Origin of the sequence: Agaricicola taiwanensis, assembly GCF_014635245.1 — a bacterium.
GTDB lineage: Bacteria > Pseudomonadota > Alphaproteobacteria > Rhizobiales > Methylopilaceae > Agaricicola > Agaricicola taiwanensis.
Genome location: NZ_BMCP01000001.1, coordinates 731,992 through 756,070 on the forward strand (window position 1 = coordinate 731,992; position 24,079 = coordinate 756,070).

Sequence of the window (24,079 nt, forward strand, 5' to 3'; positions counted from 1 at the left end):
GCTCTTAAACTTGCTGTTCGATAATAGTCTCTGATATTGTATACCCTAAGGAACGATCCGGATTGTCTCTGGTTCCCAAATGACCTAGGAGTTCTTGCGCTCTTGCCTGACCGGTATGGCCGTCTAGAACACGCGAGCGGGCGGAGCGGGCGATTGCGGATCGTTTTTCCTCATCCGTTGAGGTCAAGGCATGCACCACGTCTTCGGTGGTGTTCGCGATCAGGATCGCCTCGCCGTCGGGAAACAACTCGTCCAGACCGTCCCAGTAGTCGCTGATGATGGGACTGTTGCAGGCGGCGGCTTCGAAGAGCCGAACGCTTGGTGACCAGCCCGCGGCGATCATGTCCGCGCGCGTCACATTGAGCGTGAATCTTTGCCGGCTGTAGAAGGAGGGATGATCGGCCGGTGGCAGGTGATCGACACGCTCGACATTGGCCGGCCAGTCGATGTCTGAAGGGTATTGCGGCCCGGCGACCACGAAGCGCATGTCCGGCAATCGCCGGGCAGGTCCGATCAGCAGCCGTTCAAGAGTGGGTTGCCGGTCAGGGCTATAGGTGCCGAGATAACCGAGATCCCACTGAAGCGCTTCGCCCGTTGGGCTGTAGCGGTCTGCATCGACCGAGCAGTAGAGGGCGGCGGCATGACGCGCGCCAAACACTTTTTCCAGCCGGTCGAGTGTCGGGCCGCCGGTGAACGAGAAGTAGGTGTCGAAGAGGGACACCTGACGGCGTGCGAGATATTCCTCGTCGCCGCGCTCCAGTTTTGCCAGCGTCACGGGCGTGTCGATGTCGTAAAAGCAGAACCGGCGCGGGCTCAGCGCCGCAACAGCATCGATGATCTCCACTCCGTCAGGCACATAGGAGCCGACAATCACCGCATCTGCGTCACGAAGGACATCGGAGTACGCATCGAGCAGGCCCCGCTGGCCATCGTAGTAACGGAGGTCGCAGAAATCAGGCTCCGCGAGATCGCGATGGTTTGCGTACCAGGGCACGTCCCGTTCCAGGAACAGCACGCGGTGCCCCATGGCGTGGAGCGCGCGCAGCAGCCCCCGGAACGTCGTTGCGTGCCCGTTGCCCCAGGACGATGAAAGTGAAAGACCGAGGACCACGATGTCGAGAGCGCGGCTCATTGCACGGGCTCCACGGCGCGAGCGCCGGCAAAGGCGCGGAAGATGCGGTCGGCTTCGGCGGCCCGATGGGCATAGGTGTGCTCAGACAGAACCCGCGCCAGGGCCCGCTCGCCGATCGCCTTGGCCTTCTCCGGTGTAAGGTCCCGCAGCAGGTCGGCGACGTCATGGCCATCCCGCGCCACCAGGACTTCTTCGCCGTCCGCCAGGAAAAGCTCCAGCCCCACCCATGCATCGGTGATGAGGCATGCTCCGGCGCCCGCGGCCTCGAACACGCGTGTTGCCGGTGAGAAGCCCGTCTCCGCCATGCTGGCGCGGCTGATGTTGAGTACGGCCTTCGGCGTTACATTGAAGGCATTGTGGTCGCGCGTGGAGACGTGCCCGATGTAGTTGACGTTCGATGACATGGGCTTGTCGCCCCAGCCCGATCCACCGAGCAGGAACGATTGTTCCGGGCTGCGCGCCGCGCAGTCGAGGAAGAAGGTTTCGACGCGAGCTTCGCGGTCAGGCAATCGATTGCCGAGGAAGCCGAGGTCGGCGTTGAAGCGAGGATCGGGCGCGACGGGATGATGTGTCTCCGGGTCGAGCGCGTTGTAGATCGGTATGCAATCGGCCGCACCGAGAGCACGATAGGCATCAACGACGGGATGGCCGCCCCCATAGGTGAGGACCATGTCAATTTGCCCGAGCGCCTGATGCAGCGGATGATCCGGCTGTGACTTCAGTTCCGCCAGCGTCGCCGGGGCATCCACATCCCAGAAGATCTTCATGGCAGCCGGGGAGCTCGCGGCCAGAACATGGGACAGGAGCGCGTCGTCCTCAAAACCGACGCCGCTCGTCTTGACGACGATATCGGCATTTCCGGCTTCGGTTGCGACGCGCTTCAGCGCCTCGATCGTTCCGTCGTAAACGACGACCTTGCACCAATCGGGCGGATCGATGTCGCGATTCTTCTGCCGGTCGTAGACGTCGGGTTCATAGAAGGTGATGTCGTAGCCGCGTTCCGCGAGAGCGCGCAGCAGGCCGCGATAATAGGTGGCGGCACCGTTCCAGTAAGACGACAGAATGCTGGATCCGTAGAAGGCGATTTTCATTTTTCGACCTCGTTGAGTGCCAGTTCGCGGGTGGCGCGGCTCGCGCCGTAGCCTTCCAGTATCGAGAAGAGCTCATCGACCCTGTGGCGGCAGGTGTGCCTGGCGCGGATGGTCTCAAGACCGGATGCGGCCAGCGCTGAGGCTTGAGCCGGATCGTTGAGAAGGTCGCGGAGCCGGGAGGTCATTTCCGCGCCGTCCCGCACAAAAAGGAAATCCTGTCCCGGCCGGAACAGCATTTCGCTGTCGCTCCAGGGCGCCGAGATCAGAGGGATGCCGCAGGCCAGGGCCTCGAACATGCGGATCGTGGGGATGCCCGGGAGGGCTTCCACATAGGGACGCCGGGGGATGTGCATCGTCACGCGATGCCTGGCAAAGGCCTCCGGCACGTCCGCATTGGCGATCCAGCCGCCATAGGAGAGGCCCGCCTCGCGAAGCGCCCGCAAGGCGGCAGCGGGGTAGCGCACGCCGCGCACGGTCGCCGACAGACCAAGCGCGTGCGAGGGCTCGATCAGGAAACTCTGTATCTCCGCCGTTCGCTCGTCATCTCCCCAATTGCCGATCCAGACCAGATCGCCGGTCTTCCCAATTTCTGGATGTGGCTTGAACAGGCGATCGTCCGCGGCCTCATGCCAGGTGAAAACCTGTCGGCCCCAACCAGCCCTGAGATAGCGCTGGCGCAGGGTTTCGCCGAAGGCGAGGATGCCGTCATAATCCCGCAGCATCAGATCAGCGATATCTTCCTCGGCGGAGACGGCCCGGTGGTGAGTGTCGTGAAACAGGAGAGTGAAACGGCCACCCTGGCGCCGCGCGCGTCCGATGCGCGCCACCAAGGCGGGATCGGTCCACTCGTGGACGATGACCACATCGGCACCATTCAGCGCCTCTTCATGATCAAAGCCCGGCCCATAGGCTCGCGATGAGAGTTCCGGAAAATCACGGCGGAACCGCTCGACGGCCGATCGGCCCTGATCCTTCAGAAGATTGTCACGGCTCCAGGCGTTTTCGGGCTCCAGGGCTTTGGCGTCGTGACCGCGGGCTTTCAGCTCGCGCATGATTCCGCGCAGGAAGTGCGCGTTGCCATGGTTCCAATCTGAAATTAGCGAGTGAGTGTAGAGAAGAAAACGCATGTTCAGATCGCGGTTGCAAGTTGCGGTGAATGGCTCATGACGTGCCGGTAGAGATCCAGATAGCTCCGGGTTTGGGCCTCGGTGGAAAAGCGTTGAGATCGCGCGCGGGCGGAACGGCCGAGTGCCTGCCGTCGCTCCGGATCCGCCACGAGAGTGTTGATGGCCGAGGCAAAGCTGTCCGGGTCGCGCGGGTCTGCGAAAAGGGCGACGTCACGCCAGAGCTCGCGGTAGGTGGGGATGTCGGCCAGCACCAGTGCCGCTTCCGCACGCGCCGCTTCGAGGGCGGCAAGGCCGAAGGGCTCATAGATGGATGGCGAAACGAAAATGCCCGCGCTGGCCACCCGCTGTCGAACCTCCTCGCTGGCGATTTCGCCCGGCGAATGGGCATGGGCGAGGGAGATGGCCTGGCCGTTGGGACCAACGGTTGGGCCGGCCATGACGACGGGCCATAGGCTCTTGGAAGCCGCTTGGTCGAGCACCAAACCGTTCTTGCTGTCGTCCCACCAGCGGGCGGCCGCGAAGACGATCTCCTTCTTGGCCGCAGGGCTTGCCGGCTCGCGCACGGCGTTGGGTATCACCGTGAGATTGTTGATCACGCCATAACAGGCCGACAGGAGATCGGCATGCGCTTGGCTCGGAGCGACAACCGCGTCCGCGGTGTCGAAGCCCGCGCGGTTGCAAGCCTTCTGCCAGGACCAATAGTCCGGCAGATCGCTCTGCCGGACGGCCTTGAACCAGGTCACCACGCAGGAATGCGAGACCACCACCACCGGCACCGAGGCTTGGAGGCGGTAGCCCTGCGATGGCAGGTTCAGGTGCACCAGATCGATGTCGTGGTCTTCGATGAGGCCCTGAAGGAGATGCGGCACATCGGTCAACTCGGCGGCCCCCGTGACCATCCAGTCGAGCGGTGCCTTGAGCCAGACCAATGTCCCGATTGTCCGCGCCTCCTCGGCATGCCCGGGGGAGGGCAGCGGTCCAAAGCCTGCGAAGACCACCTCGACACCGGCCTGCTTCAGGCCTGTGCCGAGATCCATGGCATAGCGCCAGACACCGCCGATGGCGTCCAGCGTCATGAGCACCCTTTCCGGCCGCGCCCCCGTTCCGAGATCTTGGCGAAGCCGGCCTTTGATCGGGAAAGCAGGGGGAACGGCCGTCATCATGCGGGTACCCTCCGTGGTTCCGGGGCTAAGGCACCCAGGCCACGCTGCTCGCGCAGCCATGAGCCAAGGTCCCTGACACCATCGCGCCAGGAAATCTCAGCGCGCCAACCGATGGCGGCTTCCAGCTTCCGCGTGTCGGCAATGAAGTAGAACTGATCCCCCTGGCGCCATTCACTGAAGGAGACCGAAGGTTCACGGCCCGCGATTTGTCGGATTTCCTCAAGAACCGCGCGCAGGCTGACCGCGTTCCGCGGACCGCCGCCGAGATTGAAGGCCTGGCCTTTGACGGAAGTGATGGCGTTCAAGAGGCCGCGGTAGGCCGCGACAGCATCGGAGACATGCAGGATGTCGCGCACCTGCTTGCCATCGCCGTAGATGGAGATGGGCTCACCTTTGAGAGCGCGGATGAGGAAATGCGCTACCCATCCCTGATCCTCGGTGCCGAACTGCCGAGGCCCATAGATGCAGCTCATGCGCAGCACGGCGGTCGGCAGCCCATAGGAACTGGCGTAATCCAGTACATATTGATCGGCGACGCCCTTGGAGCAGCCGTAGGGCGTGCAGAAGTCGAGATTGCGGGCCTCGCTGATGCCATGGGGGCGGATGTTCTGGTCCGCGGGCATATAACGGTCGTCCAACTCGACCATCTCGATGTCTTCGAGGCTGCCATAGACCTTGTTGGTGCTGGCAAAGATCACCGGCGCGGATTTACCCGCCTTGCGGACCGCTTCCAGCACGTTGACGGTGCCGCGCGCATTGACCTCGAAATCCTCCATGGGATTGGTGAGGCTCGTCGTCACCGCCGTCTGCGCGGCGAGATGGAACACCGCCCTGGCATCGGCAAAGACCGGAGCAACCGCCACATAATCCCGGATATCGGCCAGGACGGGATGAACACGATCGCCGAAGCGGTCGGATAGCCAGGCAAGATTTTGGTCGACGCCCGGACGGCTCAGATTGTCGAGGACGATGACGTCCTCGCCGTCCGCCAGAAAACTTTCAGCGAGATTGGAGCCGATGAAGCCACTTCCACCCACGATAACGATAGGTTCCGCTTTGACCGAAACGGCAGGCGCCGCAAGACCCGCGACCTCGCTGATTTTGGCGAGCCCGCCGCTGGTGAGGAGGCGTGCCAGAAGCTTTGGTTCACCCGCCGCGGTCACGGCACCGAGGTGATAGTGCCGGGGATCGAACCACAGCCCTTCCTGGACAGGAACATCGCTCGGGACGTCGCGCCAGCTGTACCAGTAGATCCGGTCCGCCGGTACATTGAGCGCCTGCCAGAACTTTCGGACCTGCTCCACCTCGTCATTCCGCCAGGTGGAGTAACCTGTTTCGGTGACCCAGATTTCGGCATCCTTGTTGTAGCGGTCAAGAATGGCGCGCATTTCACCGAGGTGAGCATCCCAGCCGCTCCAGCTGCCGGCCTCGCTGTCCCAGGTGCCGGGAAAGCCGTGGAAGCCGACGGCGGCCACCACCTCGAGAACACCCCGCTCGCCCATGAGGTTGAGCCAGGAGGGGTCGAAGGGGCAGGGCCCACCAAGGACGGCGCGCCAGCCCCGCTGCTTGGCCCAATAGGCGGCACCGCCGATCATTTCGGAGAAGAGTTGATAATCCCGATCCTGGCGCCAATCCCAGTCGAGAAGATTGTTCGGCTCGTTCCAGAGCTCGATGTCGCGGAAGTGCTTGCCATAGCGCGTCAGCACATGGTCCACGAAATCTGCATAGTCCTTGAGCTCGCGCGGTGCGCCATTGCACTGGCCCGTGCGCGACAGCGAAGGCGGCGTGTAATGGACACAAGGCAAGACGTCGATCTGGCTGCCGAGCTTTGGCATGAGCCAGTCGAACCATTTCTCTCCGCCCGGCGCGAGATATTCGGCCCATGACAGATGGGTGCGCAGGTAAGACGCTCCCGAGGCGACCACATCCGACAGCACCTGTTCCGTCCGCTCATATTCTCCGGGCCGAAACCAGTCGACGAAACCAAATCCGCGCCGATTCTCCGAGAAACGAGCAGGACCGTTCATCAGGATACGAGCCCCCGATCTTCCAGATGGCGCTTCATCTCAGCGCCGCGATCGACGGCGCCGACCTGCCGCACCCATTCAGCGAGTTCCCCGAGCGAGTCCTCCAGCCGATGTTGCGGCTCGAAACCCAGGAGATCCCGCGCCTTGGAGATATCCGCGAAGCAATTGCGGATGTCACCGGAACGCGCCTTGCCCATGATGTCCGGTGCGATCTCCGGAACCCCCATGGCCTCCGCGAGCATCGTCGCGACCTGGGTGATGGTGTAGGCGCGACCGCTGCCCACATTGATGACATGTCCGGGCGCGCGCGGTTGCTCCATCGCGAGCCGGAAAGCGCGGGCGACATCGCGCACGTGAACGAAGTCGCGGCGCTGCTCGCCATCTTCAAAGATCATGGGAGGCTGATTGTTCGCCAGTCGCGACGCGAAATTCGCGAGAACGCCCGTGTAGGGATTGGAGAGGGCCTGACCTGGACCGAACACGTTGAAGAGCCGCAGCGCCACGGTTTCGACACCATAGGCCTCGCCAAAGATGAGCACGGCTCGCTCCTGCACATATTTGGTCAGGGCATAGATCGACGCGAGGTCGACAACTTTTTCCTCATCCGTCGCGACGGGCGTCAGAGGCTCTCCATTCTCGTCGACGAGATTCCAGAGCGCCGACTTGATCCGAGATTGCTGGCGGCGGGCATTGCTGACCCGGGTGCCATCGCCCTTGGTGTAAAGCCCCTCTCCGTAAACGCTCATGGAGGATGCGACCACCAGGCGCGGGACCGGCTGTTTGATTAGCGCCTCCAGAAGGACAGCCGTGGCGAGATCATTGCCGCCGACATAGCGCGTAATCTCATACATGGACTGACCGACGCCCACTTCGGCGGCAAGATGGAACACGCCGTCGACACCTTCGATCGCCTGCGCCACGAGATCCGCGTCGCGCACGTCGCCTTGCAGGAACTCGGCACCATCAGGAACATCAAGCGTGCTGTCGGAATGCACCTGCTCCACGAGAGAATCCAGGATCCGAACCTGGTGACTATGGTCGAGGAGCTCGCGCGCGACATACCGGCCGATGAAGCCACAACCGCCGGTGATCAGATAGGTGCTCAATGGATCCCCCTGATAGACTGCCGTTCCCTGTATGGGTGAGGTAGGAGGAAGTCGCTGCACGGGGATTCGGTTCCACCTGCTGCTGCGGAAAAATCGAGCGGCAGGGGCACTGCGAAGGCGTCGAACCAAAGCAGACTTTCGGCGTTGGGAGCCAGCGGAGGAAGCCCCATGCGCAATCGCAACAAGGGGGAACGGCGAAACATTCTCGGTCCCGTTCTCGAGCAGAACATCGAAGCACTCATGAAGCGGCGCGAGAAGGAGGCTGCCGAGGCCTCGCTGCAGGAGCGCATCGCCGAGGCGATCACAAGCTTTACCGGAAGTATGCCCTTCGTCTATCTCCACCTCGCCTTCTTCGGCTTCTGGATCATCGCCAACCTAGGCCGGATCCCCGGTGTGTCCCCATGGGATCCCTCCATGGTCGTTCTGGCCATGATCGCGTCCGTGGAAGCGATCTTTCTGTCGACCTTCGTCCTGATCAGCCAGAACCGGATGGCAGCGGCGGATGACAAACGCGCCGATCTCAATCTGCAGATTTCGCTGCTGGATGAGCATGAGACCACCAGGCTGATCGCCATGATGTCCGCGATCGCCGATAAGCTTGGCGTCGAGACGGAAGCCGATCCGGAATTGGATGAACTGAAGAAGGACGTGGCGCCGGAAGCGGTCCTCGATGAGATCGAGGAGCATACCGGGAGCGGGAGCAGTCGCTGAGAAGAGCCTTAGAATTTTTTCGCCAGGCGAGACTTGCGCCGTCGCAGCCCTAAAACATCTCCCCAAGGGGCAATCACAGAAGGATGATCCGTGTATAGCGATGAGAAGAGCGGCGGAGGCCAAGCATTGGACGTGATGCGGGCGGCAGTTGTCACAGGCCCTGGCGAAATCCGGATTGAGGAGTATTCCCTGCCGGAACCCGGCGTAGGAGAGGTGCGGATAAGGCTTGAGGGGTGCGGCGTCTGTGCCTCCAACCTGACACCCTGGTCCGGCCCGGATTGGATGACGTTCCCCACGGCTCCGGGCGATCTCGGCCATGAAGGCTGGGGTTTCGTCGACGCCGTGGGTGAGGGTGTCACCACTCTCTCCGTTGGAGACCGGGTCGCGGCGCTATCCTACAAAAGCTATGCCACCCATGACATCGCCGCGGCTGACGCCGTCGTTCCCCTGCCGCCTGAACTGGCGGGGCAGCCCTTCCCCGGAGAGCCGCTCGGCTGCGCCATGAACATCTTCCGGCGCAGCGAGATCGTTGCCGGTCAGACGGTGGCCATCATCGGCATCGGCTTTCTCGGCGCCATCCTGACGAGGCTGGCAAGCAACGCGGGGGCACGTGTCATCGCCATCTCGCGGCGGCCCTTCTCTCTCGGTGTCGCCCGCCGGATGGGCGCCACCGAGACCATCCCCATGGAAGATCACAACGGCATCATCGAGCGGGTGAAGGAACTGACCGGCGGCGCCTTCTGTGACCGGGTGGTCGAGGCGGTCGGCAAGCAGTGGCCGCTTGATCTTGCCGGCGAGCTGACACGCGAGCGCGGAAAGCTGATCGTTGCCGGCTATCATCAGGACGGGGCCCGGCAGGTCAACATGTGGCTCTGGAACTGGCGGGGCATCGACGTCATCAACGCTCATGAACGAGATCCCAGGATCTACATTCAGGGCATCCGCGAGGCGGTTGATGCGGTGGCCTCCGGAGCACTCGACCCCTCATCGCTGTACACCCATCGGTTTCCGCTGGAGCGCCTGGATGACGCGCTGAACGCCACCCGTGACCGCCCCGACGGATTCCTCAAGGCCCTGGTGACATACGAATGAGCAACATCTCCGCGAAAGAAACCTCCTCCACGCGCGCCGCCCGTTCTCGGGTGGGTTTCCTCGGCGTCGGCTGGATCGGACGGCACCGGATGCAGGCCATCGTCGACACGGACACTGTCGATGTGGTGGCCATCGCCGATGCTTCTCCAGAGATGGCGCAGGAGGCAGCGAAGCTTGCGTCTGGCGCGGTGCTGGTTTCCTCTCTGGACGAAATGCTCGCCGCGGGTGTCGATGGCGTGGTGATTGCCACGCCGAGCGCGATGCATGCCGAACAGTCCATCAAGGTTCTGGACGCGGGTGCCGCCGTCTTCTGCCAGAAGCCCCTTGGACGGACCGCGGCCGAAGTGACCTCTGTGGTGGAGGCAGCGCGGCGGGCGGACCGCCTTCTTGACGTCGATCTGTCTTACCGTTTCACGGAAGGCATGCAGGAGATCCGTAAGCTCGTTCAGTCGGAGGAACTTGGCCGGCTTTATGCCGTGGACCTCGTGTTCCACAACGCCTATGGCCCCGACAAAGACTGGTTCTACGATCCGCTTCGCGCGGGAGGCGGCTGCGTCATGGATCTCGGCGTCCACCTGGTGGACCTTGCCCTCTGGGCTCTCGATTTCCCTGCGGTCGAGACGGTGTCGGGCTCGCTTTTTGCCGGTGGCCAGCCGCTCGCGGATGAAACCAAGCAGGTGGAAGATTATGCGGTCGCGACCATTGCGCTGAAAAGCGGCACCGTCATCCGCCTGACCTGTTCCTGGCGCCTCCATGCCGGCGCAGATGCGGTCATTTCGGCCACCTTCTATGGCACGCAAGGTGGAGCTGCTCTTCGTAACGTAAACGGTTCATTTTACGACTTCACCGCCGAACGCTATCGCGGCACGGCATCGGACACATTGACCGCTCCGCCGGACGCCTGGGGCGGGAGGGCTGCCGCGGACTGGGCGCGGCGTCTCGCGCAAGGCGAGGGGTTTAACCCGGAGGCGGAGAAGCTGGTGGACGTCGCCAGGGTTCTCGACGGCATTTATGGACGCGCCCCTGAGCAGATCCAGCAGGCGCCAGGCCGGACCGCGGCCTGAAGCTTGCAAGAAGAGTCACGCCGACCCGATCCTCCAGGGCTGGAAACAGCAGCCGGAACGCCGAGCCTTAGCGGGTTGGCTTTCAACCAGCATGCCCCGGCCAGTCTGGACGCGATCGGGTCAAGGCGACACCTGACTTGAATCCGCCGGCACTGCTTCCGCCATTCCGGAAGAATTGGTTCGGGTTCCATCGATGCGATTAACCGAACAGCTTCTATCCGGAAAGTTAGGCGGCGAAAGAATTGTGCCTGGCGTGCAGCTATGCTCTACTACAACCAGTAACCCTGCCAAGGAGACATCCATGCGGCCCTCACGCTTGGTGCGTTGTCTGATCGGCGGCGCCTTTCTGGCCGTTCTCTCTTATCCTTTATCCGCCCTGGCGGCGGATGCCTTCACCACCGGCAACGTCAATATGCGCACCGGTCCCGGCACAAGTTATCCCCGCATTGCCACACTCGATGCTGGAACCGGCGTCAACGTCGCGCGCTGCGCCGGCTCGTGGTGCCGTGTCCGCGTGGGACGCCTCAGCGGTTGGGTTTCGTCTGGCTATTTGCAAGGATTGTCGCGCCCACCTGTCGTGGTTCGGCCTCCGGTTATCGTCCGCCCGCCTGTGGTGGTCCGGCCGCCGCATTATCGGCCGCGCCCGCCGCATCACAGGCCACGTCCGCGACCTGACTGCCGCATCGCGCCGGGGTATCCCTGCCGGTGAGCAGGAAACCCGATTGCAGCCCTCGCGTCACGGAATTCTCGTGACCCCGCTAGCGCCTTCCTTGCGGCCGATTACACCACAGGAACCGGCGGCGACACGGATGAGCGAAGCATCGGCGGCAATCTTGGCCCGCGGATCCGCTGGTAAGGGTGGCATTGCCACCTGTGATGGCTTGCTGGCCCTATCAGAGCCGGTTCGAGCTTGATCTTTTGCCGTTATGCAACACATAAAGTTGCATGAAGAGAGATAGCCGACTGTCGGGTGTGCTGCACGTCCTGCTTCACATGGCGGAGCAGGGCGGACCGGTGACATCAGAAACATTGGCGAAAGCCATGGACACCAATCCGGTGGTGATCCGGCGGATCATGGCCGGCCTTCGCGATCAAGGCTATGTCCGGTCGGAGAAGGGCCATGGCGGGGGCTGGACGCTCGCGTGCGACCTGTCGGAGGTGACGCTGCGGGATATCTACACAGCGCTCGGCTGTCCGCCGCTTCTGGCCATGGGAAACCGGACGGAAGCGCCAGGCTGCCTTGTCGAACAGGCCGTGAATGCCGCCCTCAACCAGGCGTTTCAGGATGCAGAAGCGCTGCTGCTCTCGCGCTTTGGCGACGTGACGCTGGCCGCGCTGAGCGCCGACTTTCACCGGCGTCTGGTGGCCCGCGGCGGTTTTTTCGATCTGGAGACCGTCCATGGGTCATCTCGAACGGAGTAAGGACAGGCCGGCTCTTGCGGGCGCACAAAGTCCGCAAAAGCCTGCGAAAGCAGGCGAAGCGAGCCGGGAGCGCCAGCAATCGGATGTCGCTCCCGCGTCATCCGGGTTACGATGGGTGACTGAGCACGGAACCACCTACGTCACTGGAGGGCAGCATGACATCGCCGGCAGTGAAAGTTATGGCCGCGGCCGATGAAGAGTGGGCGGTCGAAACGATCGTGCTGGCGTTTGCAGCCGATCCCATGGCGCGCTGGACCTGGCCGCATGCACACCAGTACCTCGCGGCCATGCCGCGACTGATCCGTGCATTTGGAAGCAGGGCCTTCTCTAACGGAAGCGCCTTTAGCACCGACGGCTGCGCCGGGACGGCGCTATGGCTGCCGCCCGGGGTGCATCCCGACGAGGAGGAGCTCGGTGCGGTGGTGGAGAGCACGGTTGCGCCCTCTCTTGCTGCTGACGCCGCAGCCATATTCGAGCAGATGGCCAAGTACCACCCGAACGAACCGCATTGGTACTTGCCCGTGATCGGTGTCGACCCGGCTCATCAGGGCAAAGGTTACGGCGATGCCTTGATGGCCTACGCACTCGTTCAGTGCGATCGCGATCACGTGCCGGCCTATCTGGAATCCTCCAACCCGCGCAACATATCCTTGTACCGGCGCCACGGCTTCGAACCGCTCGGCGCGATCCAGGCCGGTTCGTCACCGACGCTCGTCCCGATGCTGCGGCAACCGCGTTGAGCCTTCGGAAGCGCGCCCGACACGATGCGAACGTGTGACTTTGCCTTCGGAGGGAACGCCCTCATACCGATGCCGCTGATCAATCCTCACATCTCGAAGGACGAGAGGATCGGGCATGGCCCTGTTCCGCCCCCGCCGCATTCTCGTGCCAACCGCTTGAGCGCATCGCGGGCACGCTGAAGTTCGGCAATCCGGATGTTGAGCGCGTCGACACGGGCCTGCGCAAGCTCATGCGCACGGCCCCGGTCGTCGCTCGCATCCAGCGCCATCAACTCGCGGATCTCCTCAAGCGTGAAGCCCGCTGCCTGCGCGTGCTTGATAAATCGCAGCCGGCGCAAATCTTCCCGGCCATAACGGCGAATCCCGCTTTCGCGCGTTGGAGTCCCAAGCAGACCCCTGCGCTGGTAGAAGCGGATGGTTTCGACGCCCACGCCGCCGGCGGCGGCGAGCCTGCCGATCGTGAGCGATTGGGTCTCTTGACTCTGTACCATGGTACGGAACCTATATGAGTGCCGACGAAACGACAAGGGAACGTGAAAATGTCGGATACGGTAAGCCAGCCAACGATCGGAAAGAAGGCGGTCATCCATCGCATGGTGATGCCGGATCATACCTGCCCCTACGGCCTGAAGGCGAAAGACCTGCTGAAGCGTGCCGGCTATGACGTCGAGGATCACCACCTGACGACTCGCGCCGAGACCGATGCCTTCAAGGCGCAACACAGCGTTGCGACCACGCCCCAGACCTTCATCGCTGGCAAGCGCGTGGGCGGTTATGACGATCTCCGCCGGTTCCTCGGCAAACGCGTCGCCGATCCGAAGGCGACCAGCTACCGCCCCGTTGTCGCGCTGTTCGCGACGACGGCCTTGCTGGCTCTGGCCGTCAGCTACGCCGCATACGGCAGCCCCTTCACGCTTCGCGCGGCGGAATGGTTCATCGGCTTCTCCATGGTCGTGCTGGCGCTGCTCAAGCTCCAGAACGTCGAGACTTTCTCGACGATGTTCCTGAACTACGACCTTCTGGCGAAGCGCTGGGTGCCCTACAGCTACATCTATCCCTTCGCTGAAGCCTTCGCGGGCCTGTTGATGGTGGCGGGTGCGCTGACCTGGCTGTCCGTCCCCGTCGCCCTCTTCATCGGGACGGTGGGCGCCGTCTCGGTGTTCAAGGCCGTCTACATCGACAAGCGTGAGCTGAAATGCGCCTGCGTCGGCGGCTCCAGCAATGTGCCGCTCGGCTTCGTCTCGCTCACCGAAAACCTGATGATGGTCGCCATGGCGGTCTGGATGGCCCTTGCCGCCTTCGGCCTTGTGGCCGGCAGCATGAACATGGCGACGCAGCCTTCGCACACCGCCCACGCCGTTTCTGATGCCGGAACGGAGACGCCCTCCACGGCGGCTTACCGAACGGCTCACGACGACATGATGGAGGCGATGGACCTCTCCTACACCGGAGACGCCGACACAGACTTCATGCGCGGCATGATCCCGCACCACGAAGGCGCGATCGCCATGGCCAAGGTCGTGCAGCGTTACGGGCAGGATCCTCAGATCCGCGGGCTGGCCGACAGCATCATCGCGGCTCAGGAGGCCGAGATAAAAGAGATGAAGGAGTGGCTTGCAGAGCGCGGCGGCCATCAAGGCGGGCATTGATAGATATCAAAGCTGTGCGGCCTCGTGCTTCGTCCTAAGAGTGAATCGAGTCGCTCGGTTCTCCTTTCATCGCGTCAGCAAATTTGCGCATGAGCCGCACGAGTTCGGCGATCTCATGTGCATCCCAGGTTTCGAAAATGGCGCGGGCATTCCTTTCCCGCGCGGCATCGATCTTGTCGGTCATCGCCTTGCCCTTCGGCGTGACCACGGCCTCGTTGACGCGACGGTCGGCGGCGCTCTGCCTGCGCTCCGCCAAACCAAGGCTTTCCAGCTTGGCCACCTGACGGCTGACGGTGGTGTAATCGCGGCCGGCCCGGTCAGCGAGTTCCACGATGCCGATCGGGCCAAGCCGTTCGATCCCGACCAACAGGGGAAACAGGGCGCGATCGAGTGCGATTCCGGCCTCCCGTACCATCTGCTCGTCGCGCTGGGGCCTGTTCATAAGGCTGGCGATTTCGATCAGCGCTCCATGGAGTTCGCGTATCTGACGGCTTTCAATATGTGTATTTTTCACATTTTTCCTTGACGGCATTGCTGGCCTCCTATTATGTGCATAATACACATATGGAGACAGGCATGACAAACGGTTTTGCAGCAGATGTGCTCATCTGCGGCGCGGGAGCGGCTGGCCTGACGTTGGCGATCGAGCTTGCACGGCGCGGGGTGTCTTTCCGGCTGATCGAAAAAACGAGCAAACCGTTCCCTGGCTCACGCGGCAAGGGCATTCAGCCCAGGACACAGGAAATTCTCGAGGACCTTGGCATTCTCGACAAGGTCGTTGCCGCTGGCGGCCTCTATCCGCCGTTGCGCGAGTATCGCGACAACGGCAGCTACTCCGAAAAGGGCACTGTCGAGCGGGCCGGTCCGACGCCGGCGGAGCCGTACCATATCCCGCTGATGATCCCGCAATTTATCACGGAAAGGATCATGCGGGAGCGGCTGGCCGAGTTGGGCCATCGGGTCGAGTTCGGATGCCAGCTGGTCGGGCTTGAGCAAGACGGGAACGGCGTCACGGCACGTCTTGCCGGGCCGGATGGCGAGCGAACCGTTCGCGCCCGCTATCTTCTCGGAGCAGACGGCGGACGCAGCTTCGTGCGTGGAGCGCTTGGCATCGACTTTCCGGGCAAGACGGTGGGCGTGCGTGCAATCGTGGCAGATGTCGTGTTGAGCGGGCTTGATCGCGAGGCGTGGCATCAATTCAACGCCGGCGACATGGAGCGGATGGCTGCAATTTGCCCGCTTGCCGGAACCGATCTCTTCCAGATTCAGGCACCCGTTCCGCTTGCGGGCGAATGCGACCTCTCAGCAGACGGCCTCGGACGGATGATTGGCGAGCGGACCGGCCGCAGCGATATTCAGGTGCACTCGGTCTCCTGGGCGTCGGCCTACGCGATGAACGCCCGGCTCGCCGATCGCTACCGGGTCGGCCGGGTGTTCCTCGTTGGCGATGCCGCCCACATCCATCCGCCGACAGGTGGCCAGGGCCTCAATACCAGCGTGCAGGACGCTTACAACCTGGGCTGGAAACTCGCGGCCGTGCTCGGCGGCGCTCAAGATCACCTGCTCGACACCTATGAGGAGGAAAGGCGTCCTGTCGCAGAAGCGGTACTCGGTCTTTCGACCCGGCTGCTCGATGCACAGAAAGAAGGTGGGATGCCGCGGGGCCGCGAGGTACACCAGCTTGATATCGGCTATCCCGGATCTCTTCTTTCGCAGGGCGCGGCCGAACGCAGCGGCGGTCTGCGCGCTGGAAGCCGCGCCCCCGATGCCCCGGTTGCGGGCGCCGCGGGTCAGCCGTCGCGCCTGTTCCGGCTGTTCCAGGGGCCGCATTGGACGCTGCTTGTCCATGAGGCCGCGCGAGAACCGATTGCGTCACGCCCGAGGCTGCGTGTCCACCACGTCGGTTTGCAAGGCGATGTCATCGACGCCGGGGGACACGTCCGCGATGCCTACGATCTGGCACGGGGCGAGTGTGTGCTGATCCGTCCGGACGGATATATCGGGGCGATCTTTGATGCAGACCAGACAGCGGAGCTGGAAGCCTACCTGGTCCGCATGGGCATCGTCTGTCTCGAAGAAGAACGCAAATGAGCGTCGAGACCGGTTCGAAGGATGCGGCGGGCGCGTCGGATAGGCTCGACTGGCGGCTGATGTTGCCGCTGTTCGCCATCGTCTCCCTTTACGCCGCCGGCATCGGTGCGGTTCTCCCCATCCTGCCGTTCTATATGCGTCAGATGGAGGCGAGCCCTTTCGTCTTCGGCCTCGTCCTTGCCTCGGAGGCGCTGAGCCAATCCGCAGCCTCCCCTTTGCTCGGCCAGCTGTCTGACCGTTTCGGACGCAAACGGATTCTTCTGGCCAGTCATTTCATAGCAGTGGTAAGCCTGCTGCTGCTTGCTCTCGCGCAGAGCATCTTCACCGTCCTGCTCGCTCGCTTCCTCTTCGGTCTCACCGCCGGCAACTTCTCGGCTGCAGCGGCCTATGCCGCGGACAATAGTTCGCCGGCGAACCGACGCCAGGCGATGGGGGTCGTGAACGCCGGTCTTGGTCTCGGGGCGATCGTCGGTGCGGGCCTTTCAAGCATTCTGTCGGAGATTTCGCTGGACGTCCCGATCTATATGGCACTGGCCCTGTCAGCTTTCGGTGTCACGGTGACGATGTTCGGCCTGAAAGGCGACACGGTCGTGAGACAGCCGGCGGCTGAGGCCGATCGGGCCAAAATCTTGTTCCGGGCGACAGTCGGCTCCCCGGTGATCCGCGTGCTCATCGTCGTGATGCTGTGCCACTGCTTCGCTTTTGGAATGTACACCTCCCAGCTTCCGAATTTCCTTGCCGATCACTTCGTGTGGAACGGTCGCGCCCTCGGGCCACGCGAGTTCAGCTACATCATAGCGGCCGACGGCGTCATCAACATCCTCGTCCAGCTTTTCCTGCTCAGATGGTTCGGCCGGTTCTTCTCCGAGCAAGGGCTGATCACGCTGATCTTTGCCCTCATCTGCACAGGTGTCGTCAGTGCTGGGATAGCAAGCTCGATCCCTGTCCTCGCCTTTGCCATTCTCTGCATCAGTACGGGCGACGCACTTGCGAAGCCTACCTATCTCGCCGCCCTGTCGGTCCATGTCCCGCCCGGGCGACAAGGGGCCGTCATGGGAGCGGGGCAAGCCCTGGTCGCGGTGACGGATATCGTTTCTCCGGTTCTGGCGGGCTTCATTCTCGGGTTGGGTTTCTACGCGGCATGGATCGGCGCGGTGGTGGCCATCGCCATAACAGGAGCTATGATCGCCGCCACCTGCCTTCCTCGCCATGCCGCCGCCGGGACTACGGCGCCCGGGCCGCCTCTATAATCGTGCCGCCCTAATGGAAGACGTGAAATCGGCAGCGTCCAGCGTTCGCGATTAAAACAGATTTAGGAAGGTAGCTGGCGCACCCGACACGATTCGAAGTGTGACCTTTGCCTTCGGAGGGCAACGCTCTATCCAGCTGAGCTACGGGTGCTTGCCTTAAGCAGTGCCAAGAGCTTGTAGCCTTCTAACTCGTCCGCAGTCACCAGAAATATCTCGTCGCAAGCCGCTGGTCACACTCTGGTCACAGCGAGCAACGAAATGGCGACGATCCGCAAACATCGAGACAAGTTTCAGGTGCAGATTCGCAGGAAGGGATTTCCCGCGATCTCACGTTCTTTCAACCGCATGTCCGACGCGAAAGAATGGGCGCGACAGATGGAGTCGCAGGCAGACCGTCGCGGAATGGCTGGCGATCCACGAGAGCTTGAGCGCATCACGCTTTTTGATGTGATCACACGCTATCGCGACACGGTCACACCGACAAAGCGCGGGCATGCCGTCGAGCACACGTTTCTCACCGCGTTTCTGCGTCATCCAATCTGCCGAAAGCGTCTCTCAGACGTTACGACTGCTGATTTCATAGCGTATCGTGATGAGCGGTTGGCTTCGGTGTCGCCGCATACTGTGAAGCGACAGCTCGGACCAATCCGCAACATGTTCGAAGTTGCACGCGACGAATGGGGATTGCCGATCAATGAAAACCCGCTAGCTCGGCTAAAGATCAACCTGCAGCCTAACCAGCGCGAGCGGCGGCTTGTCTCGAACGAGTATCAGCGCTTGATGATCGCGGCATCCGACCGGCGTTGTGGGATGGTCGCACGGATCATGGTGTTTGCGGTCGAGACCGCTATGCGGCGCGGCGAAATCCTTGCGATGCGGTGGGATCATATAAATTTCGAACGGCGAACGCTTCTCATTCCCTCAACTAAGAACGGTCACGCGAGGACTATCGCGCTATCAGTTAGGGCAATGGCGATGTTGACGCCACACACTCAGCCGAACGTGTTCCCGATGACCGCGAACGCACTGCGGTTAGCATGGGAACGGATCAGACTACGGTGCGAGGTGGAAGACATCCACTTCCACGATCTGCGCCACGAAGGCATCAGCCGCTTTTTCGAGATGAGCCTAACGGTACCGGAGGCGCAGTTGATGTCGGGGCATCGAGACATGAGGATGTTACAACGCTATTCACATGCTGCTCGTGAGCAAATTCATCAGAAGCTGGCATCGCGGTGAAGATGTAATGATCGTCTTAGCGTCAATCCCGCATGTGCGTACATCGGCCGATAAACCCATGGAAACCGAAGAACTTCTAGACCTATTGCGCCGAGAGTTTGACGACTTGCCAGAACCGCCACGCGACTATGTCGCACGCGTTGCGGACGATCTCGCACGTCTCCCTGCTCGCGGCCGGCCACGCAATGCAAAGAAGACCGCACTACACCGGGAAGTGACGCAGGCGCTCGCGACCAACCGCGGCGTGAGAGCTGCGTTGCGCCAAAGCGTCGATCAGCACCCTGACGCTAAACCACGCCAGCGGCGTACGCAGGACCACGACGATCAGTACCGCGATCCGGAAGATGACATAGATACACTGCGTCGCGAGTATCACCGGCATGCACCACGTCACCACCCGCTGCTCGATCCGAGCAAGAGCTACAGTATCGACGACTTCTTTTGGTGCGTGCTGTTGCGTGAGTTCGAACGCGCTACGGCGATATACGCGACGTTTGGGCCACAGTTCAGAAAGCAGACCTGTTTGCGACTGCGTCGCGTGATCACTCGACGTGAAACGCGGCGCAAGCTCGCACGCGATTAATGCCCCAATGCAAACTCAGACGTATTGGCTAACGTCTGGTATCGACACTTTGCAGAGGATTGCCTCTCATGACACCCGATGCCGCCTATGCGCTGAAACTGCTTCCCGAGGCCGATGAGGCCCTAATTCCGTCATCCAGGCTGCCCGCCTACCTAGGCGTAGCGGAGCAAACGCTTGCTCGCTGGCGTCACGAGGGGAAAGGGCCTGCCTTCATCAAGGTAGGTCGAGCCGTGCTTTATCAGACTGGACAGGTCCGTGAGTGGCTTCAAGCCAACAAGCAGGGCATAGCCTCTTGAATATATATAGGGAACTAAGTCATTGAAAAAACTTATGTTTCTCGTCCAAAATCCACCATACCTGATGGTTTTTGTGCCTTAAGGAGGGACGGAATCCCTCTTAGATGAGGGTTTTTGTTCCATGCCTAGGCCAGAGCGGTCTGATCTCCGACCCATCTTTTACATGCGCGACACAGGCGAAGCGAAACGTCGGGCGCAAGAGGCAGTAAGAAACGACGGCCTGAATGTTAGTGTTTACGATCCCAACAATCGGATGCCAGAGCATGTCCGAATGACCAGACAGCTTCTCGCTAAAATCGAAGAGGATGGAGCGACATTAGCAAATAACTCAGCGCTACGAATTCTCATCGCATTGATACGTCGGTTCCAATTCGCAGTAGCGGAGCTGGATCATGCAGCGCCCGAACCGCCGGAGGGGAACAGTGCATACAGGTTGCGAGTATGTGGGTGCCGCGCTGAGATTGGGCAAGAAGAACTTGCTCGCGAGCTAGGAATATCCTCAAACACTGTCGGACGCGCGATCAAAACTCTTAAAGAGCTGGATTACATATATAATTGGGGCCACGGATGGTATGAAATAGATGCCGACTTTGCTTGGTGCGGACCCGAAAACATCCGCCAAGCTTACACTATGACACAGGCTATGCATCCAAAACATCCAAATAGATTGGTTGTTAGCTTAAGTTGAGATGGTTTACCAACCCATTTCCATATCAACGATGCGAGTGACGTAGCGATGCACGTCTCGCAGATAGGAATTAGCAGGCTCGACCGCGCTGAGACCGTTATTTTTCAGCACTGGCACCGAGCGGCGTAAAAACGCTTCCTCAGTGAAATACGCGTGCGGCGGAAATCCCAACCCAGCCGATATTGTTGCGTCAACGTATAAGCCGACTTGGTCGATGTAGACGCACAACGGTTCGGCCGTTCCGTTCTTGCGTCGGCAATCGCGAGACAATATTTCGAGTCCACTCATACCCTGATCTTTGAAGGTCTCAACCGCATTGATGACGGGTACCCGGTAGAACTTTTGCAATTGGACAAACTCGCGGCAGCCTGCAGCGTGATTAATTGAGCGTTCTGTGCACCTCCGCTCGGTCGTAATGTCGTTTTCTAGCGCCCATCGAAACCCAGCATTTCGTTCATGCGCTAATTCCGCTATAGCGCGTTGGGCCGCTTCATCACCAGCTTTGCGCATGGCGTCCCGAACGATCCCGTTCACCAAATCCGCGTGAGCCGATCCGGCCGTCAACGCCAGAAGCAGTGATGTTGCGAACAGACTGACACGAAACATCTGATACCTCGGCTTGAGCTTCAAAATGCAGCGCGGCGATAACGTTCAGGTTGCGTCAGCGTCCTGAAGGTTGCGGCTTGATCCTCCGCAGCACCCGCCAGCCTTTCGCTCGATGCGGCAATCGTATCGATGGCTTGCGAGTTCGCTTGCGCTTGCATGACCTGAGCGACTGCCCCCACTCGTTGAGCTCGACGGCGATGGAGCTCGCTAGTCAGACGCGATGTGACCTGTGCGAACTGCGCTTGTGCTTGCGTGCGGGTTAGCCGTCCTCGATCAACCTGTTCAGCGATGGCCATCCTTGCCGCTGTTTTCGCTCGAATGAGATCGGCATCGCCGCCGTAAGCAGCAATCGCCGCCTCGTCCGCGCTATTGGCGCACGTAGCACGTGCTCGTGCAGTGTCGAACCGCTGCGCATCACACACAGCCTGCTTTTGATCAGCTAGGGCGAACAGCTGACGTGTTTGCGTTCCGTCTGCGGTCGTTGTGCATCCACCGCCGATCAGCGATACAGCGAAGGCAGAAACAATCAGCTTCGAACGACGATGCAACATAAGCGAACACCCCAACTTACATACTATAGTTGATAAACCGAGAAGCGCACTCCTGCAATCGGTAGCGCATGGATATGCGCAAGCTCGTCGGTGACAACTTTGCTCGGATACGCCAAGCTCGGGGGCTTACACAGGAGCAAGTCGCCGAACTCTCGGGGTATAGTCAGCAATATATAAGCGACTTGGAGCGGGGCAAGCGAAACCCAACAGTGATAACTCTTTTTGAGCTAGCGGCCGTTCTGAGCGTTAGTCATGTCGACCTAGTGAAAGAGCCCGATTAGTAGATGTTGTTGCAGATATAGTTCTTAAGAATTGCCTGATCTGGCTAAATTTCGCTGACTTGGTGTTTTGTTATCCATGGGTTTCCAATATAAGCTCACAAGAATGTGGCGAACTGTAAATGGACGCTCCGTACCTTCATGTTTGTGTATCGATACAGTATCGTTATCGTTCTCAATTATACTAACATCTGACCTATTAGACTTAAGATGTTTTAGCCATCGGCTAAACATCGATGCAGAATTTTTGCGATAACTAAATATTAGCATAGATCCTGTGTCTTGCCCTTCTAACCCTGTTGAATATCTTGTATCAAGCTGCTCGTATCCTTTCAATATCCAATTGTAGTCTGTTCCTAGCTTTGATTCTCCTATCCATAAAAAACCAAAATAGCCGCGAATGACTATATCACAGTGGCCTCCTATCTGTGTGTCATGTGTTGCATCCACTCCCTGAGCTTGCAACATCATGACGAGATCAATGGTAAGTTCATCTTCAGATCGTTTTTGCTTTAAATGCCTGTTTTCCACAAGAATTCGAGCGCATAAATCAATAGATTTATTCACAATCTTATTTTGTTCTTCAAACGATCTATTAAATAGGCGATCAAGTGACAGTGTGGCTGGCAAATCACCATTTGTCATAAGGCGAAGTTCTCTGAGGCTGTAGCGCTCTTCAGTCATTGGATTCAAGAAAGTTCGAAGATGGGACAAAGAACGGATATATTCTATCCTGATAGTCGTTGATCTCAGCTCCCGTATAGGGATGAATAAAAACGCCGGTCCTGCAAACCTCGGCAAATTCTCGCGCGTCTAACTCGATTTCTTCCTCATCATTATCCGAATAGTGTGCGTGTATATCTAATGCCGCAATACGAGGGCTCGCGAGGATATTGATCGCAGCGAGCAACACTTGATTATTCACCTCGACCCCAACGGCATTTCCCAGCGTCTTGAACGTTAGGAGTTGAACGTGATTACGATGTTCGGAAACATACTCAACGATCTTCAAAGAGGCATCGCGCGCCGGGCCCTTTTCCCAACGTTCAAGTGCGTCAGTGATCGTCTTGATGCTCATGGGTTTGGCTTTGCTGCCGTTGGTGAACCATAAAGATGACTGGCGATACGTGATCTTACGAAATTGTAATCGGAGTTTCCTAAGCACTTCCTTAGGTTAACCGATAGCATCGATGGCATGGCTGATCCGGCAATGCGGACACTGCTATTTAAGCTCAATTCAGGTGTTGAGAACTGATCGTGACGTAATGGTAGCTTCCACATAATGCTGACGCGATAGGGTTCAATCGGCGTTGGGAGGTTCGCCTTGCCACCGACATGATAGCTTTCCTTTCGCAAGCATGCGCCCTGACGCCGCATTTTTTCTTGTTTGACCGAGGCGGTAGAGGTTCCAAACCCAAGTTCGACAACAACGCCTTCTTTTTCATCGCCATACATTTTTTCGATCAGCGGAAACAAGTTGATAGGGTTGGAGAAAATGTTCTGGCCAACAAGCTTGTTAAAGGCCTCTGCTAGATCAATGTGTGCGTTTTCTGCTGCTTCGCCCAACATTCCGAGCGGTTGATCGACTCGCGCATCGGCAAGCTTGGACTTTCCGGGAATCCAAATGACATCAAACGCTTGAATGCGTTTTGTTTTCAGCCCAACAATCTCCTCATAGGACTGGAAAAGATCGGAGGCTGTCTCGGTAGGTAATTGATCAGGTCGAATGGGCTCACGGATTGTCTGCGTTCGGACCGAACAGAAAACGAATGCGGTGTCTTCTCCAACGGTTTCGATGGCTGTTAAGATCGGCTTGTTTGGCAGGCCTGCTAACTGATCTTCCGGCACAGATGCCGGATAGTGCTTCCTAAACTCGCTTTCTGGAATTGGTTCGAGGAATTGGCTCGACTGGCAGAGGGACCGCTCATCGTCGGAGATGTGGAAAAAGCGCACACTCTTTTCCCCGCAAAATATATGTTCTCGAAGCGCAGCTTCCAAGCTGCTGACCTGCTCATCTGTAAGATCATCACTTGCGATTTTTTGAACGGTTTTTTCCCAGCCCATGCCGCGATCAAGATCAAGCTGTCGAAGAATTTTCTGAGCAATTTGAAATGGCATTCGCGCCTGCATGCTTTTCGCAAGGTTTGCTTTCATGCTACCAACTCCAGTGCAT

Annotated in this window: 26 protein-coding genes, 1 tRNA gene and 2 pseudogenes; 15 read left to right on the plus strand and 14 right to left on the minus strand. The window is 60.0% G+C overall.

Features of this window, described 5'->3' with window-relative positions; all coding sequences use genetic code 11:
- Positions 1-4: 4 nt before the first annotated feature.
- Genes IEV58_RS03430 through IEV58_RS03455 form a run of 6 tightly spaced genes read right to left on the minus strand, consistent with a single transcriptional unit; the run spans position 5 to position 7,646 of the window.
- On the minus strand, positions 5-1,132 hold the full coding sequence (locus tag IEV58_RS03430; RefSeq protein WP_188408286.1) for a CgeB family protein: 1,128 nt from the start codon (positions 1,130-1,132) through the stop codon (positions 5-7).
- Positions 1,129-2,223: a CgeB family protein gene (locus IEV58_RS03435; RefSeq protein WP_188408287.1), complete on the minus strand. Its 1,095-nt coding sequence runs from the start codon at positions 2,221-2,223 to the stop codon at positions 1,129-1,131. The genes IEV58_RS03430 and IEV58_RS03435 overlap by 4 nt, the downstream gene beginning before the upstream one ends.
- Entirely contained in the window at positions 2,220-3,350 is a 1,131-nt protein-coding gene (locus tag IEV58_RS03440) for a CgeB family protein (RefSeq protein ID WP_188408288.1), read from the minus strand. Before IEV58_RS03440 ends, IEV58_RS03435 begins: the two co-directional genes overlap by 4 nt.
- A gap of 2 nt (positions 3,351-3,352) precedes the next feature.
- Positions 3,353-4,513 (minus strand): glycosyltransferase family 4 protein, encoded by a 1,161-nt coding sequence (locus IEV58_RS03445; protein ID WP_229729160.1) that lies wholly within the window; start codon positions 4,511-4,513, stop codon positions 3,353-3,355.
- Positions 4,510-6,540, minus strand: a complete 2,031-nt coding sequence (locus tag IEV58_RS03450) for an NAD-dependent epimerase/dehydratase family protein (RefSeq protein ID WP_188408289.1) — start codon at positions 6,538-6,540, stop codon at positions 4,510-4,512. Before IEV58_RS03450 ends, IEV58_RS03445 begins: the two co-directional genes overlap by 4 nt.
- Positions 6,540-7,646: an NAD-dependent epimerase/dehydratase family protein gene (locus IEV58_RS03455; RefSeq protein ID WP_188408290.1), complete on the minus strand. Its 1,107-nt coding sequence runs from the start codon at positions 7,644-7,646 to the stop codon at positions 6,540-6,542. The genes IEV58_RS03450 and IEV58_RS03455 overlap by 1 nt, the downstream gene beginning before the upstream one ends.
- A gap of 168 nt (positions 7,647-7,814) precedes the next feature.
- Between IEV58_RS03455 and IEV58_RS03460 the strand changes: the two genes are divergently transcribed.
- The 6 genes from IEV58_RS03460 to IEV58_RS03485 all read left to right on the plus strand — a co-directional run bounded on the left by IEV58_RS03460 (position 7,815) and on the right by IEV58_RS03485 (position 12,675).
- On the plus strand, positions 7,815-8,357 hold the full coding sequence (locus IEV58_RS03460) for a DUF1003 domain-containing protein (RefSeq protein ID WP_188408291.1): 543 nt from the start codon (positions 7,815-7,817) through the stop codon (positions 8,355-8,357).
- A 135-nt stretch (positions 8,358-8,492) separates the two neighbouring features.
- On the plus strand, positions 8,493-9,449 hold the full coding sequence (locus IEV58_RS03465; protein ID WP_188409067.1) for an MDR/zinc-dependent alcohol dehydrogenase-like family protein: 957 nt from the start codon (positions 8,493-8,495) through the stop codon (positions 9,447-9,449).
- Positions 9,446-10,513 (plus strand): Gfo/Idh/MocA family protein, encoded by a 1,068-nt coding sequence (locus IEV58_RS03470; protein WP_188408292.1) that lies wholly within the window; start codon positions 9,446-9,448, stop codon positions 10,511-10,513. The genes IEV58_RS03465 and IEV58_RS03470 overlap by 4 nt, the downstream gene beginning before the upstream one ends.
- Before the next feature lie 412 nt (positions 10,514-10,925).
- Positions 10,926-11,222 carry an SH3 domain-containing protein gene (locus IEV58_RS18405; RefSeq protein WP_371873617.1) on the plus strand — a complete coding sequence of 99 codons (297 nt, stop codon included), beginning with the start codon at positions 10,926-10,928 and terminating at the stop codon, positions 11,220-11,222.
- A gap of 236 nt (positions 11,223-11,458) precedes the next feature.
- Positions 11,459-11,935, plus strand: coding sequence for an Rrf2 family transcriptional regulator (locus IEV58_RS03480; RefSeq protein ID WP_188408294.1), 477 nt, complete (start codon positions 11,459-11,461; stop codon positions 11,933-11,935).
- Between the two features lie 155 nt (positions 11,936-12,090).
- Positions 12,091-12,675, plus strand: coding sequence for a GNAT family N-acetyltransferase (locus tag IEV58_RS03485; protein WP_188408295.1), 585 nt, complete (start codon positions 12,091-12,093; stop codon positions 12,673-12,675).
- Positions 12,676-12,761: 86 nt separating this feature from the next.
- Here IEV58_RS03485 and IEV58_RS03490 read toward each other — a convergent pair whose 3' ends face one another.
- On the minus strand, positions 12,762-13,166 hold the full coding sequence (locus IEV58_RS03490; protein WP_188408296.1) for a MerR family transcriptional regulator: 405 nt from the start codon (positions 13,164-13,166) through the stop codon (positions 12,762-12,764).
- A 48-nt stretch (positions 13,167-13,214) separates the two neighbouring features.
- Here IEV58_RS03490 and IEV58_RS03495 point away from each other — a divergent pair.
- Both IEV58_RS03495 and copM read left to right on the plus strand, forming a co-directional pair.
- Positions 13,215-13,979 (plus strand): annotated as a pseudogene (locus tag IEV58_RS03495) (MauE/DoxX family redox-associated membrane protein); the annotation flags it as partial.
- 42 nt (positions 13,980-14,021) lie between these two features.
- A pseudogene (gene copM, locus IEV58_RS18150) lies at positions 14,022-14,324 on the plus strand (CopM family metallochaperone); the annotation flags it as partial.
- Between the two features lie 34 nt (positions 14,325-14,358).
- Here the strand turns inward: copM and IEV58_RS03500 are convergent.
- Positions 14,359-14,838, minus strand: coding sequence for a MarR family winged helix-turn-helix transcriptional regulator (locus IEV58_RS03500; RefSeq protein ID WP_229729161.1), 480 nt, complete (start codon positions 14,836-14,838; stop codon positions 14,359-14,361).
- 62 nt (positions 14,839-14,900) lie between these two features.
- On the opposite strand from IEV58_RS03500, the gene IEV58_RS03505 reads away from it, so the two are divergent.
- Together IEV58_RS03505 and IEV58_RS03510 are read left to right on the plus strand one after the other, a co-directional pair.
- Positions 14,901-16,415 carry an FAD-dependent oxidoreductase gene (locus IEV58_RS03505; RefSeq protein WP_188408298.1) on the plus strand — a complete coding sequence of 505 codons (1,515 nt, stop codon included), beginning with the start codon at positions 14,901-14,903 and terminating at the stop codon, positions 16,413-16,415.
- Complete coding sequence (locus IEV58_RS03510; RefSeq protein WP_188408299.1) at positions 16,412-17,665, plus strand: MFS transporter; 1,254 nt, start codon at positions 16,412-16,414, stop codon at positions 17,663-17,665. The genes IEV58_RS03505 and IEV58_RS03510 overlap by 4 nt, the downstream gene beginning before the upstream one ends.
- 75 nt (positions 17,666-17,740) lie before the next feature.
- On the opposite strand, the gene IEV58_RS03515 is transcribed toward IEV58_RS03510, so the two are convergent.
- Positions 17,741-17,816: transfer RNA gene (locus IEV58_RS03515), tRNA-Arg, on the minus strand.
- Positions 17,817-17,923: 107 nt separating this feature from the next.
- On the opposite strand from IEV58_RS03515, the gene IEV58_RS03520 reads away from it, so the two are divergent.
- From IEV58_RS03520 to IEV58_RS18410, 4 genes are all read left to right on the plus strand, one after another.
- A complete protein-coding gene (locus IEV58_RS03520) occupies positions 17,924-18,904 on the plus strand; it encodes a site-specific integrase (protein WP_188408300.1) in 981 nt (326 codons plus the stop codon).
- Positions 18,905-18,962: 58 nt separating this feature from the next.
- Positions 18,963-19,487 (plus strand): hypothetical protein, encoded by a 525-nt coding sequence (locus IEV58_RS03525; protein ID WP_188408301.1) that lies wholly within the window; start codon positions 18,963-18,965, stop codon positions 19,485-19,487.
- A 68-nt stretch (positions 19,488-19,555) separates the two neighbouring features.
- A complete protein-coding gene (locus IEV58_RS03530; protein WP_188408302.1) occupies positions 19,556-19,783 on the plus strand; it encodes a helix-turn-helix transcriptional regulator in 228 nt (75 codons plus the stop codon).
- Between the two features lie 271 nt (positions 19,784-20,054).
- A complete protein-coding gene (locus IEV58_RS18410; RefSeq protein WP_371873614.1) occupies positions 20,055-20,471 on the plus strand; it encodes a winged helix-turn-helix domain-containing protein in 417 nt (138 codons plus the stop codon).
- A gap of 6 nt (positions 20,472-20,477) precedes the next feature.
- On the opposite strand, the gene IEV58_RS03540 is transcribed toward IEV58_RS18410, so the two are convergent.
- On the minus strand, positions 20,478-21,077 hold the full coding sequence (locus tag IEV58_RS03540; RefSeq protein WP_188408304.1) for a hypothetical protein: 600 nt from the start codon (positions 21,075-21,077) through the stop codon (positions 20,478-20,480).
- 20 nt (positions 21,078-21,097) lie between these two features.
- Entirely contained in the window at positions 21,098-21,628 is a 531-nt protein-coding gene (locus IEV58_RS03545; protein ID WP_188408305.1) for a hypothetical protein, read from the minus strand.
- Positions 21,629-21,702: 74 nt separating this feature from the next.
- On the opposite strand from IEV58_RS03545, the gene IEV58_RS03550 reads away from it, so the two are divergent.
- Positions 21,703-21,909: a helix-turn-helix domain-containing protein gene (locus IEV58_RS03550; protein ID WP_229729242.1), complete on the plus strand. Its 207-nt coding sequence runs from the start codon at positions 21,703-21,705 to the stop codon at positions 21,907-21,909.
- Between the two features lie 24 nt (positions 21,910-21,933).
- On the opposite strand, the gene IEV58_RS03555 is transcribed toward IEV58_RS03550, so the two are convergent.
- Genes IEV58_RS03555 through IEV58_RS03565 form a run of 3 tightly spaced genes read right to left on the minus strand, consistent with a single transcriptional unit; the run spans position 21,934 to position 24,060 of the window.
- Positions 21,934-22,590, minus strand: a complete 657-nt coding sequence (locus IEV58_RS03555) for a hypothetical protein (RefSeq protein ID WP_188408307.1) — start codon at positions 22,588-22,590, stop codon at positions 21,934-21,936.
- Complete coding sequence (locus IEV58_RS03560; RefSeq protein ID WP_188408308.1) at positions 22,583-22,984, minus strand: hypothetical protein; 402 nt, start codon at positions 22,982-22,984, stop codon at positions 22,583-22,585. Before IEV58_RS03560 ends, IEV58_RS03555 begins: the two co-directional genes overlap by 8 nt.
- Positions 22,981-24,060 (minus strand): hypothetical protein, encoded by a 1,080-nt coding sequence (locus tag IEV58_RS03565; RefSeq protein WP_188408309.1) that lies wholly within the window; start codon positions 24,058-24,060, stop codon positions 22,981-22,983. Before IEV58_RS03565 ends, IEV58_RS03560 begins: the two co-directional genes overlap by 4 nt.
- Positions 24,061-24,079: the final 19 nt, after the last annotated feature.

Excerpts from the sequence above, each read along its gene's own strand:
- IEV58_RS03430 (WP_188408286.1), bottom strand. The coding sequence starts at position 1,132 with ATGAGCCGCGCTCTCGACATCGTGGTCCTCGGTCTTTCACTTTCATCG.
- IEV58_RS03435 (WP_188408287.1), bottom strand. The coding sequence starts at position 2,223 with ATGAAAATCGCCTTCTACGGATCCAGCATTCTGTCGTCTTACTGGAAC.
- IEV58_RS03440 (WP_188408288.1), bottom strand. The coding sequence starts at position 3,350 with ATGCGTTTTCTTCTCTACACTCACTCGCTAATTTCAGATTGGAACCAT.
- IEV58_RS03445 (WP_229729160.1), bottom strand. The coding sequence starts at position 4,513 with ATGATGACGGCCGTTCCCCCTGCTTTCCCGATCAAAGGCCGGCTTCGC.
- IEV58_RS03450 (WP_188408289.1), bottom strand. The coding sequence starts at position 6,540 with ATGAACGGTCCTGCTCGTTTCTCGGAGAATCGGCGCGGATTTGGTTTC.
- IEV58_RS03460 (WP_188408291.1), top strand. The coding sequence starts at position 7,815 with ATGCGCAATCGCAACAAGGGGGAACGGCGAAACATTCTCGGTCCCGTT.
- IEV58_RS03465 (WP_188409067.1), top strand. The coding sequence starts at position 8,493 with ATGCGGGCGGCAGTTGTCACAGGCCCTGGCGAAATCCGGATTGAGGAG.
- IEV58_RS03470 (WP_188408292.1), top strand. The coding sequence starts at position 9,446 with ATGAGCAACATCTCCGCGAAAGAAACCTCCTCCACGCGCGCCGCCCGT.
- IEV58_RS18405 (WP_371873617.1), top strand. The coding sequence starts at position 10,926 with ATGCGCACCGGTCCCGGCACAAGTTATCCCCGCATTGCCACACTCGAT.
- IEV58_RS03480 (WP_188408294.1), top strand. The coding sequence starts at position 11,459 with ATGAAGAGAGATAGCCGACTGTCGGGTGTGCTGCACGTCCTGCTTCAC.
- IEV58_RS03485 (WP_188408295.1), top strand. The coding sequence starts at position 12,091 with ATGACATCGCCGGCAGTGAAAGTTATGGCCGCGGCCGATGAAGAGTGG.
- IEV58_RS03490 (WP_188408296.1), bottom strand. The coding sequence starts at position 13,166 with ATGGTACAGAGTCAAGAGACCCAATCGCTCACGATCGGCAGGCTCGCC.
- IEV58_RS03505 (WP_188408298.1), top strand. The coding sequence starts at position 14,901 with ATGACAAACGGTTTTGCAGCAGATGTGCTCATCTGCGGCGCGGGAGCG.
- IEV58_RS03510 (WP_188408299.1), top strand. The coding sequence starts at position 16,412 with ATGAGCGTCGAGACCGGTTCGAAGGATGCGGCGGGCGCGTCGGATAGG.
- IEV58_RS03520 (WP_188408300.1), top strand. The coding sequence starts at position 17,924 with ATGGCGACGATCCGCAAACATCGAGACAAGTTTCAGGTGCAGATTCGC.
- IEV58_RS03525 (WP_188408301.1), top strand. The coding sequence starts at position 18,963 with ATGGAAACCGAAGAACTTCTAGACCTATTGCGCCGAGAGTTTGACGAC.
- IEV58_RS03530 (WP_188408302.1), top strand. The coding sequence starts at position 19,556 with ATGACACCCGATGCCGCCTATGCGCTGAAACTGCTTCCCGAGGCCGAT.
- IEV58_RS18410 (WP_371873614.1), top strand. The coding sequence starts at position 20,055 with ATGACCAGACAGCTTCTCGCTAAAATCGAAGAGGATGGAGCGACATTA.
- IEV58_RS03540 (WP_188408304.1), bottom strand. The coding sequence starts at position 21,077 with ATGTTTCGTGTCAGTCTGTTCGCAACATCACTGCTTCTGGCGTTGACG.
- IEV58_RS03545 (WP_188408305.1), bottom strand. The coding sequence starts at position 21,628 with ATGTTGCATCGTCGTTCGAAGCTGATTGTTTCTGCCTTCGCTGTATCG.
- IEV58_RS03550 (WP_229729242.1), top strand. The coding sequence starts at position 21,703 with ATGCGCAAGCTCGTCGGTGACAACTTTGCTCGGATACGCCAAGCTCGG.
- IEV58_RS03555 (WP_188408307.1), bottom strand. The coding sequence starts at position 22,590 with ATGACTGAAGAGCGCTACAGCCTCAGAGAACTTCGCCTTATGACAAAT.
- IEV58_RS03560 (WP_188408308.1), bottom strand. The coding sequence starts at position 22,984 with ATGAGCATCAAGACGATCACTGACGCACTTGAACGTTGGGAAAAGGGC.
- IEV58_RS03565 (WP_188408309.1), bottom strand. The coding sequence starts at position 24,060 with ATGAAAGCAAACCTTGCGAAAAGCATGCAGGCGCGAATGCCATTTCAA.